12 protein-coding genes, 1 tRNA gene and 1 pseudogene are annotated in these 16,822 nt (G+C 47.3%); 8 read left to right on the top strand and 6 right to left on the bottom strand.

Annotated elements, in window-relative coordinates; genetic code table 11:
• Positions 1-126: 126 nt before the first annotated feature.
• Both NC997_RS03610 and NC997_RS03605 read right to left on the bottom strand, forming a co-directional pair.
• Positions 127-1,224, bottom strand: a complete 1,098-nt coding sequence (locus NC997_RS03610; protein WP_190528915.1) for a tellurite resistance TerB C-terminal domain-containing protein — start codon at positions 1,222-1,224, stop codon at positions 127-129.
• Positions 1,225-1,287: 63 nt separating this feature from the next.
• Positions 1,288-2,613 carry an ATP-binding protein gene (locus NC997_RS03605; RefSeq protein WP_190528913.1) on the bottom strand — a complete coding sequence of 442 codons (1,326 nt, stop codon included), beginning with the start codon at positions 2,611-2,613 and terminating at the stop codon, positions 1,288-1,290.
• 88 nt (positions 2,614-2,701) lie between these two features.
• On the opposite strand from NC997_RS03605, the gene NC997_RS03600 reads away from it, so the two are divergent.
• Positions 2,702-3,022 carry a TMEM14 family protein gene (locus NC997_RS03600; protein WP_190528911.1) on the top strand — a complete coding sequence of 107 codons (321 nt, stop codon included), beginning with the start codon at positions 2,702-2,704 and terminating at the stop codon, positions 3,020-3,022.
• A gap of 36 nt (positions 3,023-3,058) precedes the next feature.
• Here NC997_RS03600 and NC997_RS03595 read toward each other — a convergent pair.
• Positions 3,059-4,006: pseudogene (locus NC997_RS03595) on the bottom strand (ATP-binding protein); the annotation flags it as partial.
• A 968-nt stretch (positions 4,007-4,974) separates the two neighbouring features.
• Between NC997_RS03595 and NC997_RS03590 the strand changes: the two are divergent.
• Together NC997_RS03590 and NC997_RS03585 are read left to right on the top strand one after the other, a co-directional pair.
• Positions 4,975-5,808 (top strand): metallophosphoesterase, encoded by an 834-nt coding sequence (locus NC997_RS03590; protein WP_190528907.1) that lies wholly within the window; start codon positions 4,975-4,977, stop codon positions 5,806-5,808.
• Positions 5,809-5,833: 25 nt separating this feature from the next.
• Positions 5,834-6,958 carry a histidinol-phosphate transaminase gene (locus NC997_RS03585; RefSeq protein ID WP_190528905.1) on the top strand — a complete coding sequence of 375 codons (1,125 nt, stop codon included), beginning with the start codon at positions 5,834-5,836 and terminating at the stop codon, positions 6,956-6,958.
• A gap of 46 nt (positions 6,959-7,004) precedes the next feature.
• Here NC997_RS03585 and NC997_RS03580 read toward each other — a convergent pair whose 3' ends face one another.
• Both NC997_RS03580 and NC997_RS03575 read right to left on the bottom strand, forming a co-directional pair.
• Positions 7,005-7,556 carry a hypothetical protein gene (locus NC997_RS03580; RefSeq protein WP_190414951.1) on the bottom strand — a complete coding sequence of 184 codons (552 nt, stop codon included), beginning with the start codon at positions 7,554-7,556 and terminating at the stop codon, positions 7,005-7,007.
• A gap of 451 nt (positions 7,557-8,007) precedes the next feature.
• On the bottom strand, positions 8,008-8,652 hold the full coding sequence (locus NC997_RS03575) for a GNAT family N-acetyltransferase (protein ID WP_190529093.1): 645 nt from the start codon (positions 8,650-8,652) through the stop codon (positions 8,008-8,010).
• Positions 8,653-9,542: 890 nt separating this feature from the next.
• Between NC997_RS03575 and NC997_RS03570 the strand changes: the two genes are divergently transcribed.
• The 5 genes from NC997_RS03570 to tnpA all read left to right on the top strand — a co-directional run bounded on the left by NC997_RS03570 (position 9,543) and on the right by tnpA (position 16,021).
• Positions 9,543-13,307 carry a response regulator gene (locus tag NC997_RS03570; protein ID WP_190528903.1) on the top strand — a complete coding sequence of 1,255 codons (3,765 nt, stop codon included), beginning with the start codon at positions 9,543-9,545 and terminating at the stop codon, positions 13,305-13,307.
• Between the two features lie 5 nt (positions 13,308-13,312).
• Positions 13,313-13,993: a molybdate ABC transporter permease subunit gene (modB, locus tag NC997_RS03565; protein WP_190528900.1), complete on the top strand. Its 681-nt coding sequence runs from the start codon at positions 13,313-13,315 to the stop codon at positions 13,991-13,993.
• Positions 13,994-14,036: 43 nt separating this feature from the next.
• Entirely contained in the window at positions 14,037-15,263 is a 1,227-nt protein-coding gene (locus NC997_RS03560; protein WP_190528898.1) for a hypothetical protein, read from the top strand.
• An 80-nt stretch (positions 15,264-15,343) separates the two neighbouring features.
• A tRNA-Gly gene (locus NC997_RS03555) sits at positions 15,344-15,414 on the top strand.
• 181 nt (positions 15,415-15,595) lie between these two features.
• The gene (tnpA, locus tag NC997_RS03550) at positions 15,596-16,021 is read left to right on the top strand and encodes an IS200/IS605 family transposase (RefSeq protein WP_190528896.1); all 426 of its coding nucleotides are present in this window, start codon (positions 15,596-15,598) and stop codon (positions 16,019-16,021) included.
• Between the two features lie 244 nt (positions 16,022-16,265).
• Here the strand turns inward: tnpA and NC997_RS03545 are convergent, their stop codons facing one another.
• Positions 16,266-16,784 (bottom strand): hypothetical protein, encoded by a 519-nt coding sequence (locus tag NC997_RS03545; protein ID WP_190528895.1) that lies wholly within the window; start codon positions 16,782-16,784, stop codon positions 16,266-16,268.
• Positions 16,785-16,822: the final 38 nt, after the last annotated feature.

The raw sequence follows: 16,822 nt of genomic DNA, 5'->3' as shown, positions 1-16,822 counted from the left end.
CTATATAGGCGGACAAAGCTTTGACGTTTCTCATTCTGTCTCACCTGCCAGGAATGAGGTGAGGTTTTTGATTCGGTTTACTTAGGTTTTTATAATAAATTTTGATAAATTGTTAGTTTTATAAAACTAAGTTTCGAGCATCTTCTTCACTTTTGTCAAGTGTTCTTCTGCGATCGCAGGCGGAATCGATGCCGAACCTGGTTCAATGATAAAATCGCCAATGGTATCTATAGCACGTTCGTTTATTGCATCTATCAATAGTTGAGGCATAGTTATATTTGTCTCAGCGATTTTCTTGAGAGTTGCACCTGGATTGTTTTGCTCTACTATGGCTTTGATTATCTGAATATCATCATTCGTAAGTTTTGTTTTTAGAGCAGTCCATTCCGCTGATAAATTTTCTACTGATTGTTTTCTTTGTATTTCCCAAAAAGGGATTGTTTGGGATTGTCCTTTTTGAGGTTTTTGGAAGTTTAAGTTCCCACTCTTTAACTGCTCGTATTCCAACTTTAAAGAGGATACTTGCCCTTGCAACTGACCTAATTCTACTTTCAAAGACGCCAGAGATTGATTCAGCACCCCTCTCTGTGTTTCCAGCGTCTGAAGCTGAGCTTGCAGATTATCTACTTCTGATTGTAAAGGGCGTTTTTGTTTTTTAAGATTAGTGATTTCCTGCTCAAGGATTGTTTTCTGATTTTGATGATCTGTCACTTGATCTTGCAGTTTCTTGAATTCCGTTCTCAGGGAATTTAAGCTAGTTTCTGTCTTCTGCTTTTCCGATGTTGCAGCCAACAAGGATTCATTGAGTTCTGCTTTTTGCCTTTCCAGAACCTCAAGTTGAGTTTGGAGAATAAACCCTTGTTCTTCTAGTTGGTATCTATAAGCTCCTAAAGTGGACACTTCCCGATTAATGACCTCTCTTCGGTTATAGCTTTCTGCGATTTGTCCGTGTAATTGGTTTAGGCTTGACTCCAAATAATAGAGATCGTCTTCTAAGTTTTGTCTTTCGTCGGAAATCGCTTGAATTTCATTTTGTAGAAAAAACTTCTGCTTTCTTTGTTTAATTTGTACAACAATGGCTCCTGCATAAGTAGCAGGTACAGTAATTAAACCTGTAACCAAGGCTTTTGGGAAATCTCGGTTGGCAATAAAGCTCAGGAAAAAGCTCACACCGAAGGCAATTAAACCCAGTAAAATCCGATTGCTTACCTTAACCGATCGCATATCATTTTTTGTGAGATAAAGTCAGCATTTCCCAAGTTCTAATTCATACGAACAGAATTCTAATTATGTGTTTAATCTACGAGATTCTGAACCAGTAACAGCTAAATCTGCCCTGAGAAAGTCAATGAATTGCCGTGCTGTACGTCCAGAACGCCCGTTGTGGCGAGTTGCCCACTGTAAGGCACGATACTCTAAATCTTCCTGAGTGAGGGAAATGTCGGCTTGGGTTGCGAGATGGCGAACAATGCTTAGGTAGGTGTTCTGATCGGCGGGTTCAAAGGTTAAAGTCAGACCAAAGCGATCGCTAAACGACAGCTTTTCCTGAACCGTATCCCAGGCATGAATTTCTTCATTGTCCTTGGGACGAGGGCGATCGCTAAAAAATTCTCGAATCAGATGCCGCCGATTGGAAGTCGCATAAACCACCACATTTTGAGGACGTGCGGTTAAATTGCCCTCCAGCACTACTTTAAGAGCTTTGAAAGCGTCGTCATCCTCCTCAAAGGAGAGATCGTCAACAAAGATGATGAACTTCTGAGGCACACCCCGCAACTGCTCGACAATGGTTGGTAAATCTTTCAGTTCAGATTTGGCAACTTCGACGAGGCGGAGGTTTCCCGTATCAGGCTCATTTAACAACCCCTTCACCAAAGAAGATTTGCCGCTACCACGACTGCCGTAGAGCAAAACGTGTAAAGCTGGATGACCGGCGAGTAAAAATTTTGTATTCTTCAGCAAAGAGTCTTTCTGAGACTCGTAGCCGACTAATTCTGGAAGCTGCACGGGATCGGCATAGGAAATGCCTACCAACTGCCCAGATTGCCAGCGTAACGCCCGATAAGAAGCAAACAGCCCCGTTCCGTATTGCTGATAATGAGCGGCTAAAGATTCCAGCAAATCTACCCAATTTTCTGACATTTGGAATTTCTCCCAAATGGGCAATTCGTGAATTGCACCTACCCTATCCTGCTGCTGGTTCCAGGCGACTGGTGCCGCGAGTAACTTGGCTGTGGCTTGCACCCACCGGCTCAACTGGTCGCTACTGCAATTGTAGAGGCTCTGCAAGGCTTGTAAATCGTGCTGGGCAGCAGCTACCAGCGCCGGAGGCAGTAAAGACGATTGCTGGACTTGCTTGCTAAAAGGATTGTCAGTTCTGAGAATTTGGGTAATTAGGTAGTCTTGCCAACCTTGATTTCTGGCGGCTAAAGCTTGAAACCAAGTGCCGTAAGCTTGCAGGCAAGCCAGTCCATTGGTGTTGCTGCTGCTTAAGGCTTGTAGCAGATTCAGGAAAGCCGTGCCGACTTCCCCACGGAGGACGGATTGATAAAGTAACAGAGAAGCAGCTTGACGTTGCAGAAATTCGATTGAAGCGATCGCTTGAGTATCCATTAATCAACTGAGTGGTGTATCTCAGCTATGGTAAATTGTCTCCCGACGCTAGAAATAAGTTCTATTCAAGCAATGAGGTTTTAACTAGATGAATCTGGGTACTATCGCCGCGATCGCTTACGGAATTTTAGCCATTGTCGGCGGCATCATGGGCTACTCTCAAGCTCAAAGCAAAGCGTCGTTGATTTCTGGCAGTATCAGCGGCTTATTACTCATTCTCGGCGGCGTGATGTTATTGCAGGGACAAGCGTGGGGGCTGATTTTAGCAACTGTTGTCACCGCTGTTCTCATCATTGTCTTTGCCATCCGGTTGTTTAAAACTCGCAAATTTATGCCTGCGGGATTAATGACGCTCTTAGGTTTGACGGCGCTGGCGGTGATGATTCAACAACTGGTTGCGATAGTGTAGCGATCGCATAAAGGATAGATTTAAAGCATAGATTGCCTAAACTATCTGGCGAAGTGGAATCTCAATAATAAACTCCGCTCCCCTACCTGGTGCTGAGAGACATTGCAATTGACCATTGTGCTTTTCTACAACAATCTGGTAGCTAATTGCCAAACCCAGTCCAGTGCCTTTGCCAATGGCTTTGGTAGTAAAAAAGGGATTAAATAGCTGTTGTCTCACCGCCTCTGTCATTCCAGAGCCATTATCCGCAATTTTGATAACGACGCGATCGCAGTCTAGTACCTCAGTGCGAATTTTGATCCAGCTGGGATTTGCCTTAATTTCTGAAAGCGATCGCTGTTTATTATACTCATCCAACGCATCAATGGCATTAGCGATCAAATTCATAAACACTTGATTGAGCTGTCCTGCGTAGCACTCGACTTTAGGTAATTGACCGTACTCCTTAATCATCTGAATGTTAGGATGATCCGGTTTTGCTTTCAGACGGTTATGCAGAATCATTAGGGTACTATCAATTCCTTCGTGAATATCAACCGCCTTCATTTCAGCTTCGTCAATTCGCGAAAAATTCCGCAAGCTAAGAACAATTTCCCGGATGCGATCTGCTCCCACCTTCATTGATGACAACAGGTTAGGAAAATCTTCCATCATAAAATCTAGGTCAATCGCTTCTATCTCTTCCTGAATTTCTGGCGTTGAGTTCGGGTATTGCTGATGATAGAGCCGCAATAGATTTAATAAATCTTGGGTGTATTCTCTGACATGGGTGAGATTCCCAAAGATAAAGTTAACTGGATTATTAATTTCGTGAGCAATCCCTGCGACCAATTGTCCTAAACTGGACATTTTTTCGCTTTGGATTAGTTGACCTTGAGTGCGTTGGAGTTCTTGGAGAGTATGTTCTAGCTGCTGATTTTTTTCTTTTAACTGAACTTCTTTCTCCCGACGGGCTTCCTCAGCTTGTTTGCGAGCGGTAATATCCATCACGGTGACACCAATACCCATCGGCTTGCCATCTTCTCCAGGTATGGGAAATTGAGAAGTCAACCACAGGGCACTATTGGGAGACATTCGCCCTGGTGCAGAGGTGCCAACAGCGCCTGCTGGGTCTTTAAACAGCAGTTCGTCAATTCCTAGATTCCATCCAAACCCATACTCAATTAGTGTCAATAAACCGATTAAAATGACGATGATCGCTAACACTTGAGAAAGGTCAAACGAAGACTTTCTCCGGTTATCTTTTGCCTTTTGTCTTCTGTGTTCCGCATCGTGCCACAAACACAAAGACAATCCACTCAGAATAAAGGCTATGCTTGTGTTGGCTTTCATGCTTACCAGCCCTGGCAAAATGCTTTTAAGGGCTGTAATATCTAATATCCAGCCCAGTAAAACAACACATCCAATTAGGGTGACAATAATACCGGCTTTTCTGGAGTAGGATTGTGGAAATTCGATAAGCTCCGTCTTTTTAATCATAAAAATCGGACTCTTCCAAATATCAATAACTGACCAATTATTAACTTTTAATAGAGAAAATTTTTTGAGCTTTGCTAGATAAATTTATACAAATTACCAAAATAATACAATTTATCGTTTGTGCCTAAATATAGGCTAAACTTAAATTTATTCCTAATAAACATAGGATACATTCACTAATTATAAAACCGTATTTACATTGACTATTTGTCCGTTTTTTACGAAAAAGTCAGTAAATTCACAGATAAATGTTCTGACCTTGTTCTGAACTATTGTAAAAAGAACCATTTAGCGATCGCTTTTGTATTTATTGCAAGGACGCTAGCGAATCAAGAAGCCCATAACCCAGCTTAGTCAAGCAATCTTGAAAAGATTTAATCCATTCTTTTGCTTTCGCTCCTTAATCAGGTGGCAAGGCAACAAATAGCATCTCTGAGCTATCCTGGAATCGCCAGATAGCAAAAGTTGACAAAATGCACTGGATATTAACCGAATCTTTAAGCGTAGAAAATTTAACAGTAGCGATCGCGGGTTTACCGGCATCTTTGCAAGGCACAAAGCTAGTGCAACTGTCTGATTTGCACTACGATGGCAAGCGATTATCCGAAACACTACTCGCAGAGGCAATTGAAGTCAGCAATCAACTCGAACCCGACCTGGTTTTGTTGACTGGCGACTTCGTGACTGATGACCCATCTCCCATTCACGCCCTAGTGCAACGGCTAAAACACTTGCAAGGTCGCGCTGGTGTCTATGCCGTACTGGGCAACCACGATAATTATTATCGTCATTCAAAACAAGTGGTGCAAGACGCCCTGACTAGCATTGGGATTCATGTACTCTGCAATGAAATTGCTTATCCATTGGGAAAAGAATTACCCTTAGTCGGACTGGCTGATTTTTGGTCGCGGGACTTTAATCCAGCGCCAGTGATGAGTCAACTCGATCGGGATACACCCCGAATCGTCTTATCTCACAACCCAGATACTGCCGAGATTTTGCAAGAATGGCGGGTGGATTTGCAACTGTCGGGTCATACTCATGGCGGTCAAGTAGTAATTCCTGGATATGGTCCAGCGCCGCAACTGCTGCAAAACTTCCGTCACCTGATTCCCAAACCGATGCAGCGTTGGGTGCCTTTTATGAAGGAATGCAATAAAGTGGTAGAGCGTTGGGAATGGGCGCAGGGGTGGCATCAGGTAGGAAAAAACCAGCTATATGTGAATCGGGGGCTGGGAACCTATTGGCCCGGACGCCTATTTTGTCCGCCAGAAGTCACGGCGATCGCGCTGGTGGATCAAAAATAGTTTTTAGTTGTTAGATCAGGAATTTATGTTCTCGTTCATCCGGTCAGATTTATCTCAGTTACGCGCCTATATGCCCCACCCAGGCGGCGCATCAGGAAGTCCAGTCACTGGTTCAATTCCAATCGATCGGCTGGATACCAATGAATGCCCTTTTGATTTACCAAAAGAATTAAAAGAAAAATTGGCATGGACTTATCAGCAGCTAATTGAGACGAATCGCTATCCTGATGGCAGTCATGCCCAACTCAAAGAAGCGATCGCCCAATACGCGAACGAATCCTTAGAGGCCCCCATTACCCCAGCCAATATCTCTGTAGGTAATGGTTCCGATGAACTCATTCGTTCCCTCCTGATTGCCACCTGTCTCGGCAACGAAGGCTCGATCTTGGTCGCCGATCCCACCTTCTCCATGTACGCGATTCTGGCTCATACCCTAGGCATTCCTGTGGTGAATGTCGGGCGTAAGGAAGCGAATTTTGAAATGGATCTTGCCGCTGCCCAAAAAGCCATTGAGGAAACCCAGAATCCGCCAATCCGAGTGGTATTTGTCGTTCATCCCAACTCCCCCACCGCTAACGCCTTAACTACCGCCGAGTTGGAATGGCTGCGGAGTTTGCCAGAGCATATTTTGGTGGTCATTGACGAAGCTTATTTTGAATTTAGCCAGACAACCGTGGTGGGTGAATTGTCGCAGCATCCAAACTGGGTGGTACTCAGAACATTTTCCAAGGCGTTTCGGCTGGCAGCACTGCGACTAGGATATGCGATCGCTCACCCAGAACTCATCGTCGCCCTCGAAAAAGTCCGTCTCCCCTACAATCTCCCCAGCTTCACCCAAGCTGCCGCTTTACTTGCCCTTTCCCAGCGGCAACTGCTACTTAGCTGCATTCCCCAAATTCTTAGCGAACGAGAAAAGTTACTCGATTTTCTCAAAGAGCAACAGGATTTACAAGTTTGGCCCAGTGCCTCAAACTTCATCTACCTGCGTCTCCCGACAGAGGAAGCCCTGACTCGATTGGCGCAGCAACTCAAAGAGTTAGGAACCTTAGTTCGTCACACCGGCGGCGGCATTCGTCTGACGGTAGGCAGTGAAGAAGAAAATGAGCGATCGCGCCAGCATCTCCTGGCAGCCTTAAAAGCAATCAACTAAGCAGGATTAATTAAAAATTAAAAACTTCCTAGTTTTTAATTTTTAATTAATCCTCCAAATCCCGTGCCCTGCGGATAGTATCTGGCAACACCCCCACCAACAGCGCAAAGGCATCGTCAGGTACTTGCGTCAGCGTCTCCGTGCCAAAGAACTGCTTAAACTGTTCGAGGATCTTCTGTGCTCGTTGCAGCGGCACGGGGTTATCCGTAATTTGTTTCGTGAGTCTAATCCACTGTCTCCGAATCAAATAAGCATTCTGCCGCTCCTGAGCGGATTCAGGAGTTACCAATGACAAATTGCCCACTGGCAACACCCATTTCGCATCCACATCAAACAATCCGCCCACAGCCGCTCCTGGCCCAGCAAACTCTGCATGGTAGTGTTTGTAGAGGATCAAGCCATTCCGACGGCGACTATTCACGATTAACAGATGTTTATCATGCAGCTGATTAAGGATATCAGACGATTCCTCGTCAGGGTTCGGGCTTTCATTATTCATGCCATTAGAGCCTTGAGAGCGGGCGACACAGGTAGGGCTTTGATTGGCATCCGCTTTGTATAGGACAGTCTGGTAGCGCTGTTGGTTGTCGCTATCCATGTCAACTCTTACTGCTATATTTTTTCTTTGGGCATGCACCCGAACCGGAAGCACAGAGACAAACCCAAGTCTGTTAGTTCTGGATGGATTGCAAGCTTGAGATTCAGTTTGCCATCTATTATGTATGTAAACAATAATTACATTATCAAAACATTTGACATTAGTATAAGTCACCAAGCGGTAATTCTTAATTTTATTTTATGGCATCTTGTCCGAGCGTAGAAAATTCAACAGCCAGTAGTCGCCCACAACCTCACTGTATTGGGTATTCTTCAATAATCTACCCCCAAAAGTGACAATTGTTTAAAGTTAATGTGAAGTTGCGACAAGCAAGAGTCACTGACTGATTTAAAGACTGATTGAATTGATTAAACGTCTTTTCTAGCTAGCAATTTTCAACCCAATCATCCTCAAATCTAGAGAATCTCAGGGAGGCGAGGGGAGGGTTATTTTAGCTTCCACAAGGCAAGTGTTTGTGCAAGAACAGCCGTCGAGGACGCCTCAGCAGCCAGTCACTCCAGCTGGGATCGCTATGGTGTAGGTGATATCCCGCCTTCAGATAAAGCTGCCGTGCTTGATGATTGTTTTCTAACACGTGCAGGTAGAGGTCGCAGAATCCCCATTCCACTGCGGTTCGTTCGCAGCGCAGCAGTAACTGCTGCGCGACTCCCCGTCGCCGACACGAGCGGTGGACAGCCAAATTCGAGATGTAAGGATATTGAGAACTCCACGGTTGCCAGGAACAGGGACGAAGCCCCATTTCAACCGTCCCCACCACGGAATCAGCATTTGTTCCTTGGCGTTCTTGTGCTTTTGGGGACGGGGATGAATCCTCTCCTCTCCCCTGATTGGTACTACCCGGAGCGACAGCGGCTAAACAGATGTAATTCGGAGGAATCAAGCGCAGTCGATTGCGTAAATCTTCGTAAATTCCTAGTCGAAATAACGGATAGGCCAAAGCCCAAATTCCTGACCGAGGGTGAAAGCTATCTGCCAGGATCTCGGTGAGGCTGGTCACATCATTTTGGTGGGCTGCCCGGATGATAAAGTGAGAGGCACCATTCGGTTGTGCGGCTCTTTCAGGTTGGCGGTGCAAGAGTGGAAAGCAGGGATTCACAGCCGAGCGTAAATTGGATATCTAGCAGGTTTCATCCTAGATCATTTTGCAGTGATTTTTGCAGGTTTAAGATCGGGGTACTGGAGCAAAATGAATTAACTGGGAAGATTGACAAGTTGCTGGGCTGGAGAGTTTCTAGGTTGCCCTAGCCGGGAAGAATGCCTACCTTAGGCAAAGCTTCTTTTGTTCCAGCAAGGATACTATTGTACAAGGAGTGCATCGGCCTAGGGAAAATTGGCATCGGACGGTAGAGCCAGCATCGCTATCCTGTCCGGAGCAGCAGCGCTCGTCCAGGTATTTCTCTAACAGCCTGTTATCGATCAATTTCGGAGCAGGGGATATGGAAGCGCGATCGCAGTAGTTATAACTGAGATCCACGCCCAAACGTTAAAGTCAGAAATGAAGAGCGGGTATTTTAAATAAAAAGTAAGTGACAAGTGCATTTTCTCCCCAAAAAGTTATTGAACTGGGTAGGTTCGTTGTCAGTCGTCTGACGACCATAAGCATTGCCTACACCCTACCCCGATTTCTCAGGAACCGCTGTTGGGTAGGACCAAGGCTTCCCCGCAAGGGGAGCGGGGAGCATGAGCCAGAACCGGGGTGTTTCTCGAAAATCGACACCAGAAGGTACAGCAGTACTGAAACTGAAAAATTAAGATTAATTAGGGTGCAACCAGGCAATTTCCACAGCTTCCGGATTCGGAAACAGTGGGATGCGGATAGTAGCTTGGATAGGGAGCGTCTATCTTTATCTCCCATCTGCTTTTCCATCTCAATCGCTGGAATAATCTGTGCATGAAATGGAGACTGTTTTGCATTTGCATGGGCGTAGGCATGAGCTGCACCATACTACAGCAGGAGAGCGGGGCATGAAATCCCAAGCCAGTAAAAAGCCCAAAATTCTGGTCGTCGATGACGAACCCGATAACCTCGACCTGCTCTATCGCACTTTTCATCGAGAATATAAGGTACTCAGGGCAGATAACGGCCCTGCGGCGCTGGAGATTCTGGCGCATGAGGGGGATGTTGCCGTGATCATCTCGGATCAGCGGATGCCCCTGATGAGCGGCACAGAATTTCTCAGCCTCACCGCCACCCAGTACCCAGATATTATCCGGATTATTTTGACGGGTTACACCGATGTGGAAGATTTGGTGGAAGCTATCAACGCCGGAAAGGTCTTCAAGTACGTCACCAAACCCTGGGATGCAGCTGAGCTAAAAGCGCTGGTGCAGCAGGCAATGGATACCCACAACGTTTTGAAGGTTCGGACTGAGGAACTATGCCGGACGCTGCGCCGCGAATCGCTGCTCAATACAGTCACGAATACCATTCGCAACGCCCAGTACCGGCGGGGCGGTTCGCCCCTTCAGCAAGTCCTCCAGACGATTGTGGAAACCGTGGGTCATATGCTGGAGGTCAGCGTGTGCATTTTGCGTCCCTTCCAGGAAGACGGGATGGCAGATGAAGGATTCATTTATCAGCGACAAGAGGCAAAAGGCAAGCGGCAATCCTCAGGACTCATCATTTCCGAACTGAGTCCATCGTCAGGACAGAGAACGGCAGGACAGAGGACGGAGGAAGAAGGCGGGAGTCAGGAGTCACTAGAATATACGGCTCCGTCTTCAGTTTTGCTCCCTGAGTCTTCTTTGGGAGAGAGCGAGACTGGGCAGCACAATGAAGATCCCCACTCAGTCTTGAGTCTTCAGTCCTCAGTTCTCAGTCAGTTAGTGTGGGAAACGCACGATGTAGAAGTCATTAATGATGTCGAAACAGATGAGCGACTTCCAGGCGATACCCCTGTAATTAGGCAACGCCTAGAGGCAATGCGACAGGCAGATATTCACTCTAGCTTGGTGGTGCCGCTGTATTGCCAACTGGAATTGATGGCAGTTCTGGCGCTGCACCAGTGCGGACAGCCGCGCGTCTGGCAGGATGATGAGATTCAGTTGGTGGTGATGGTGGCGGATCAAGCGGCTCTGGCTCTTTCCCAGGCGCGGGCTTACGAACAGGTTTCTCGACTTGCACAAAGAGAGGCCCTTGTCAATACGATTACAACGGCAATCCGCTCTAGCCTTGACCCGCAGGACATCTTTGCAGCAATTACGCAACAGTTGGGACAAGCCTTGCAAGTGGATGGCTGTGCCCTGTCGCTGTGGCGGAGAGAGGATGAGTTTGTTCAGTGCGTGGGCTTGTATGACGGGGCAGAAAGCCTGGTGCTGGATACATCGGTGAGCGAGGACCCGATTTTCTCCAGTACGAGCGAAGCATTTGTCACCAAAATGCAATTAGCTCCGCATCTCGGCAATCATACTTCGCTGCAAGCGAAGAATCCTCAATTACCCCACTCGGTTGTCCCAATTGCCGGAAATCCGGTGTTGCAACAGCTGCTAAATACACAAAACCCCGTGGCAGTCCACGATCTGGATCGGAACCCCGAAATGAACGGGTTCGATCTCCCTCTGCGGAGTCCGGCGCGGGCGCTGTTGGTGGTACCGTTACTCTCCGATGGTCAGATTATTGGTAGCATTACCTTGCGCCAAACGAACCGACCTCGCCGCTGGCACGCTTCAGAGGTTGAATTAGCGCAGGCGGTGGCAGCACAGGCAGCGATCGCAGTCACGCAGTCCCGACTGTATCAAAAAACTCGGCAGCAGGCGGAGCGGTTACTGGAATTAGACCGGCAGAAAACCGAGTTTTTCCAGAACGTTTCTCACGAATTTCGCACGCCGCTGACTCTGATGCTAGGGCCGCTAGAGTCAGCGGTCAATCAGCATCAGGATATGCCCTACGACCAAGCTGCGATCGCCCTACGCAACTCCCGCCGCTTACTGCGACTGGTCAATCAACTGCTGGATATCCAACGACTCGACGCCGGTCGAATGCAAGCCAGTTTCCGTCCTTGTAACTTAATAGAATTTATCGAAACCATTGTCGAAGCTTTTCGCCCCTACTGCGAGAAAAAAGGCTTGCAGCTGACACTCGAAATGAAACCCTGTCAGCCGGTTTATTTAGATTTAGAAAGATTTGACAAGGTACTCTACAACCTTCTCTCCAATGCCATGAAATTTACCGAAGCGGGAGGTACGATAGCCGTGCTAGTGCAACCCGCTGGAGATCACGTCCGAATCCAGGTTTCAGACACTGGCATTGGCATTCGCCCGGAACAAATCCCCCATCTGTTCGAGCGCTTCCGTCAAGCGGAAGGGTCAGTCAACCGCTCCTATGAAGGCAGTGGCTTGGGTTTAGCGCTGGTGAAAGAATTGGTGGAACTCCACGGCGGTCAAATTTCTGTCGAGTCGGTTTACCGAGAAGGCAGCACCTTTACCGTTTGGCTGCAAACTGGAACCGCACACCTACCGCTGGATCAGGTGTTGGAAGTGCCAACTGAAGTCCAATCCAATCGCGCTGCTGTGGAACTGGCAGATTTGGAGGTGGAAGAAGAAACTGGAGACTGGGAACTTTTGAGACAGGATGAAGCAGCATCTTCTCTGAATTCACTACCAACGGAGTCGCAACCACTATCCGCCTCCAGCGTCAATTCCTCCGTCATCCACACCGTCTTAGTGGTGGACGACAATCCAGATTTACGAGCTTATGTGTCTCGGATTTTGCTAAATGATGGCTATCAAGTTTGCATGGCTCGCAACGGCAACGAAGGATTCGCCGTCGCTAAGGAAAGGCGACCCGATCTGATCGTGACGGATTTGATGATGCCCTTTGTGTCCGGTTTGGATATGATTCGGATGCTCCGAGAGAACCCAGAACTCAAGGGAACGCCGATTATTTTGCTCACTGCCAAAGTAGACGAAGATACTCGCATTGAAGGCACTGAGAGGGGAGCCGATGCTTATCTGGCTAAGCCATTTAACGACCGGGAATTGTTAGCGTTAGTCCACAATTTGCTAGCGCTCAAGGAAAATGAGCGCCGGGTGGTGGAGCTGAATTCTTACCTGACTGAGTCGGTGCTGAAGCGCTTTTTACCTCCAACGATGGTGCAGAAGGCGGCAAAAGGCGAACTGAAGCTGGATTTGAGTCCGGAACCTAGGTTGGTTACGGTTTTATTTAGCGACATCGTGGGTTTTACCAGTTTGGCAAATACCTTGCGAGCGCGACGAGTGGCTGAGTTGCTGAATGAATATCTGGAAGCAATGACCAAAGCCGTGTTTGATAACGGTGGTACGGTAGATAAGTTTATGGGGGATGCAATTTTAGCGTTGTTTGGTGCCCCAGAGGAACTGACACCCAACGAGCAGGTACGACGGGCGATCGGTGCGGCGCGGCAAATGCACGCTTCTTTGGAGCAACTCAATCAGAAATGGTTGGAGGCAGGCATTGTTGGCACGAGCGATCGCGCACCCGTCCAGTTCCGCTGCGGCATTCACCAAGGAACTGCCGTGGTGGGAATGTTCGGAGGCAATCAACGGTCGGATTACACGGCTATCGGCCCTAGCGTGAATATTGCCTCTCGCCTTCAAGAAGCAGCCGAGCCGAATTGCATCCTGGTTTCTGCTGCCGTTGCCGATTACCTGGACGAGCAGGAAATGACCAAGTGCAGCCCACTCAAGCTCAAAGGCATCGATGAAACCGTTCTCACCTTTGCGGTTGAACTTAAAGAAAGTGCTGGGGACTGAATAAAGTGCTGAGTCCTCAGTCCTCAGCACTGTTCTCCGCTTTGCGCTTATCGTTGTGGGTGGCGCTGATTTCCACCGTCTTTGTTGCGATCGCGGGGGGACTGCTGGGCTACCTGTTAGCACGTTACCGCTTTCCCGGTCGAAACTGGGTGGATGCTATCGTCACGCTGCCCCTAATTTTGCCGCCGACGGTGGTGGGATTTTATCTGCTGGTTCTCTTTGGACGCCAGGGGTTAATCGGACGCCCTCTCTACGAAGCGACTGGTTGGACGCCCATTTTTACCTGGCAAGGCGCAGTCTTAGCGGCAAGCATTATGGCGTTACCGCTAATGGTAAAAACCACAAAGGCAGCTTTAGAAAGTGTTGATCCCGTTTACTTACAAGCCGCTGCGACATTGGGTCAATCGAATCTGCAAACCCTCTGGCGCGTTTGGTTGCCTTTAGCCTGGAAAGGTATCCTTGCAGGAATTGTCCTCAGTTTTGCCCGCGCGTTAGGAGAATTTGGCGCAACTTTAATGATTGCGGGGAATATTCCCGGTGTCACGCAAACGATGCCAATGGCAATCTACGAAGCCGTTCAGTCGGGACGCGACAACATCGCCTTGATTTTGGTGGTTATTCTCAGTTCGCTGTCTCTGTTCATTCTTTTTCTGACAAATTTTCTGGAACGTAGCGGATTTAGGTGAACGTCTACTGTTTCTAACAATAAGAGTCCTTCAAGTTTTGAGAATGGCACTACCAAACCAGCGCCCCAACGATCCGGCTCAGAGTCCTCCGACTCGGCACTTACATCTCGTTAGTGCATCGGCTCCACCTCCCTTAGAGAAGCCAGATGCGATCGCCTCCCAGCAGCGAGTCGATGCCCGGAATCGGTCTACATCATCCACGCTGTGGAGTATTTACACTCTAATTTCTGTAATTGTCCATGTATTGGGGATGTGGATGTTGCAGCGGGTAATCATGGGATCTGCCAGCGTCGATGTGGCTACGGAACCCATTCCTGTTGACTTGATTACCACCGTTCCCTATTCCGAAGAGAGGTTAGAGCCACAAGCGGCGACTCCCCAACAAAGACAAGAGAGCGATCGCAATTTTAACGTTCCAGGTAGAAGCTCTGTACAGCAGCCGATACCCGCGCAGTCTCAGGAAAATCCTCCTGTAAATTCTCAACCGAGAATTCAACGCTCTTTCAGAATCCGTCTCAATCCTTTCCCTCAAGCGCAAAACCCTACCGCTAACTCGCCTTCTACCCCGCAAAGACAGCAGCCGAACTCTGATGTTGTTGCGACCAGACCCATCATCCCTACACCTGCTCCGCGCCCGCCATTGGTGCCGCAGCAACCCCCTGAAACGGGTCGTCCCTTGGGGTCATCCTCCCAAGATGCAGGAACCGCCGCACCTGCACCGCCATCTCAACCGCAGCCATCATCGTCCCAACCCGTCGAACCATCCCCAGCTCCTGTCACCCCTCCGCCAGCTCCTCCCGTACAGGCAAGCCCAGCCCCACCAGCTCCAGCTCCCATTGCACCCGCACCGCCTGCTGAGGAGGCACAAAGCGCACCATCGCCCGCACCATCGCCCGCACCATCGCCCGCAGCCCAAGGTAGAGGCGTTGTGGCAACTTTATTCAATGTCCGCTCTGGTAACGCTGGCACTGATGAGCCGAACCAATTAGCCGTACCGCAGCAACAGCAGAAACAAATTCCCGACCTTGATTATCCGCTGCTAACTGGGCAAGCTCCCGACCAGCCTATCGTCTTGGAAGTTTTATTGTTGATTGATAACACGGGCAAACCGTCAGTTCAGCGAGTGCTGCAAGGAAGCGGAAATTTAAACGATTCGCAGTTTGTCAATGAGCTAATTCAAGGCTGGAGATTTCAACCCGCTTACATGGGAGGTGGAGCCGTTGACAGCTTGCTGGAAGTCTCTATCCGAATTTCTCCTCTCTCCCAGTGAAAAAATGCACGCCTCCCCTACTCAAGCTATGAAAAATTGTGGTATAGTAATCTAGTTATGGTTTGACCATACCTCAATTTGCGGGTGTAGTTTAGTGGTAAAACCTCAGCCTTCCAAGCTGATGATGCGAGTTCGATTCTCGCCACCCGCTTTTTCCTTTATACAGAAGAGTTTAGCGATCGCTTTTTTGACTTTGAAGCAAAATCAGGCGATCTCGCTTTCTTCTCACCATTCTCTTTAACCCGTTTTAACGGGTTTTAGCTTTGAGCCGGAAATTTATTTCCCGGCGACAATCTACGCGATCTCCACTTTCAATCCGAACTTTTAAACTCATGTCATTTTGGCGCACCTACTACCATCTCATTTGGGCAACGGAATCTCGTCAACCTCTAATTACCCCAGAAAGAGAGTCTGAACTTTACAGTTATATTATCGGCAAAGCTGATGCAATTGGTTGTATTATTCATGCAATTGGTGGTATCGAAGATCATATTCATATTGTGGCTTCCATTCCACCAAAGTTATCAATTGCTGATTTCGTAAAAACCATCAAAGGAAGTAGTGCTTATCATTTGAACCATACTCCATTAGCTTCTGGTTTAGCGTTTAGCTGGCAACATGGATATGGAGTGTTTTCATTAGGAGGTAAGCAATTGGATGAAGCGAAGGCTTATGTGAATAATCAAAAGCAACATCATTTACAAGGAACGGTTATTTCAGCTTTGGAACGGGATGATGAGCCAGGAAGGGGAGCGTAGTGAGCGCAGTGAGTGAGCGCAGAAATAAATTTCTGGCTCAAAGCTTAAACCCGTTAAAACGGGTTGGGGAAATCAAATCGGTTTGGGTTGCGATCGCGTCTGGTGTTTAAATGTCAGCCAGTAATTTTGGTACGGCTAGATAGAATTTTTTAGCTGTGGATGGGAATACTAAATCAGGAGAGCGATCGCGTGTCTGCTTGCCTTACCCATAAATTTTTTATGCTATTTTTAAAAGCAACTATGATTAAATATCTTCTTGATTTAAGCCTAATTTCAATTTTTCTAGATAATTCTGATCTTCACAGTCTTTTTGACTGAGTTTTCCTATTATATTCAAAACTTCACTACTAATAGAAGAGTTAAATCGCTCAACACTGGGAGCTATCGCCTTAATACAATCTTTAAGTTCATGCAAATCTGCTTTGAAGAGCGAGTCAATATCAACACTAATATTTTTGGGGTATTTTAGCAGGACTTCCCCGTTACTAATTTCTGTCTGACCCTTTATTGTACTGTACTCATAAGTAGGTGGTGTGTAGTAAAATAATTCTGGTTCACCCTCAAATGGAATGGAGTAAACAAAAAATTGATCCTGTTTTTTTACTTCGGGTTTCTCGTTTCTGAGTCGGAGCATCTTAACCTTGTACTTGTTATCAAAGTAATCCACGCTCTTGACTTGTTCAGAGTTTATTTCTGAAAGCATCTCATTTCGACGTTTTTGCAAAAAACGATCAGTGTCGGGTCGTGAAAATAATTCGCTCATCAATTTTTATCCTGTTTTTATTTAATTCAAAATCCGTA

The sequence above is a fragment of the Trichocoleus sp. DQ-A2 genome (assembly GCF_039961915.1).
Lineage (GTDB): Bacteria > Cyanobacteriota > Cyanobacteriia > Cyanobacteriales > FACHB-T130 > FACHB-T130.
This window is presented reverse-complemented; position numbering and strand designations above follow the sequence as displayed.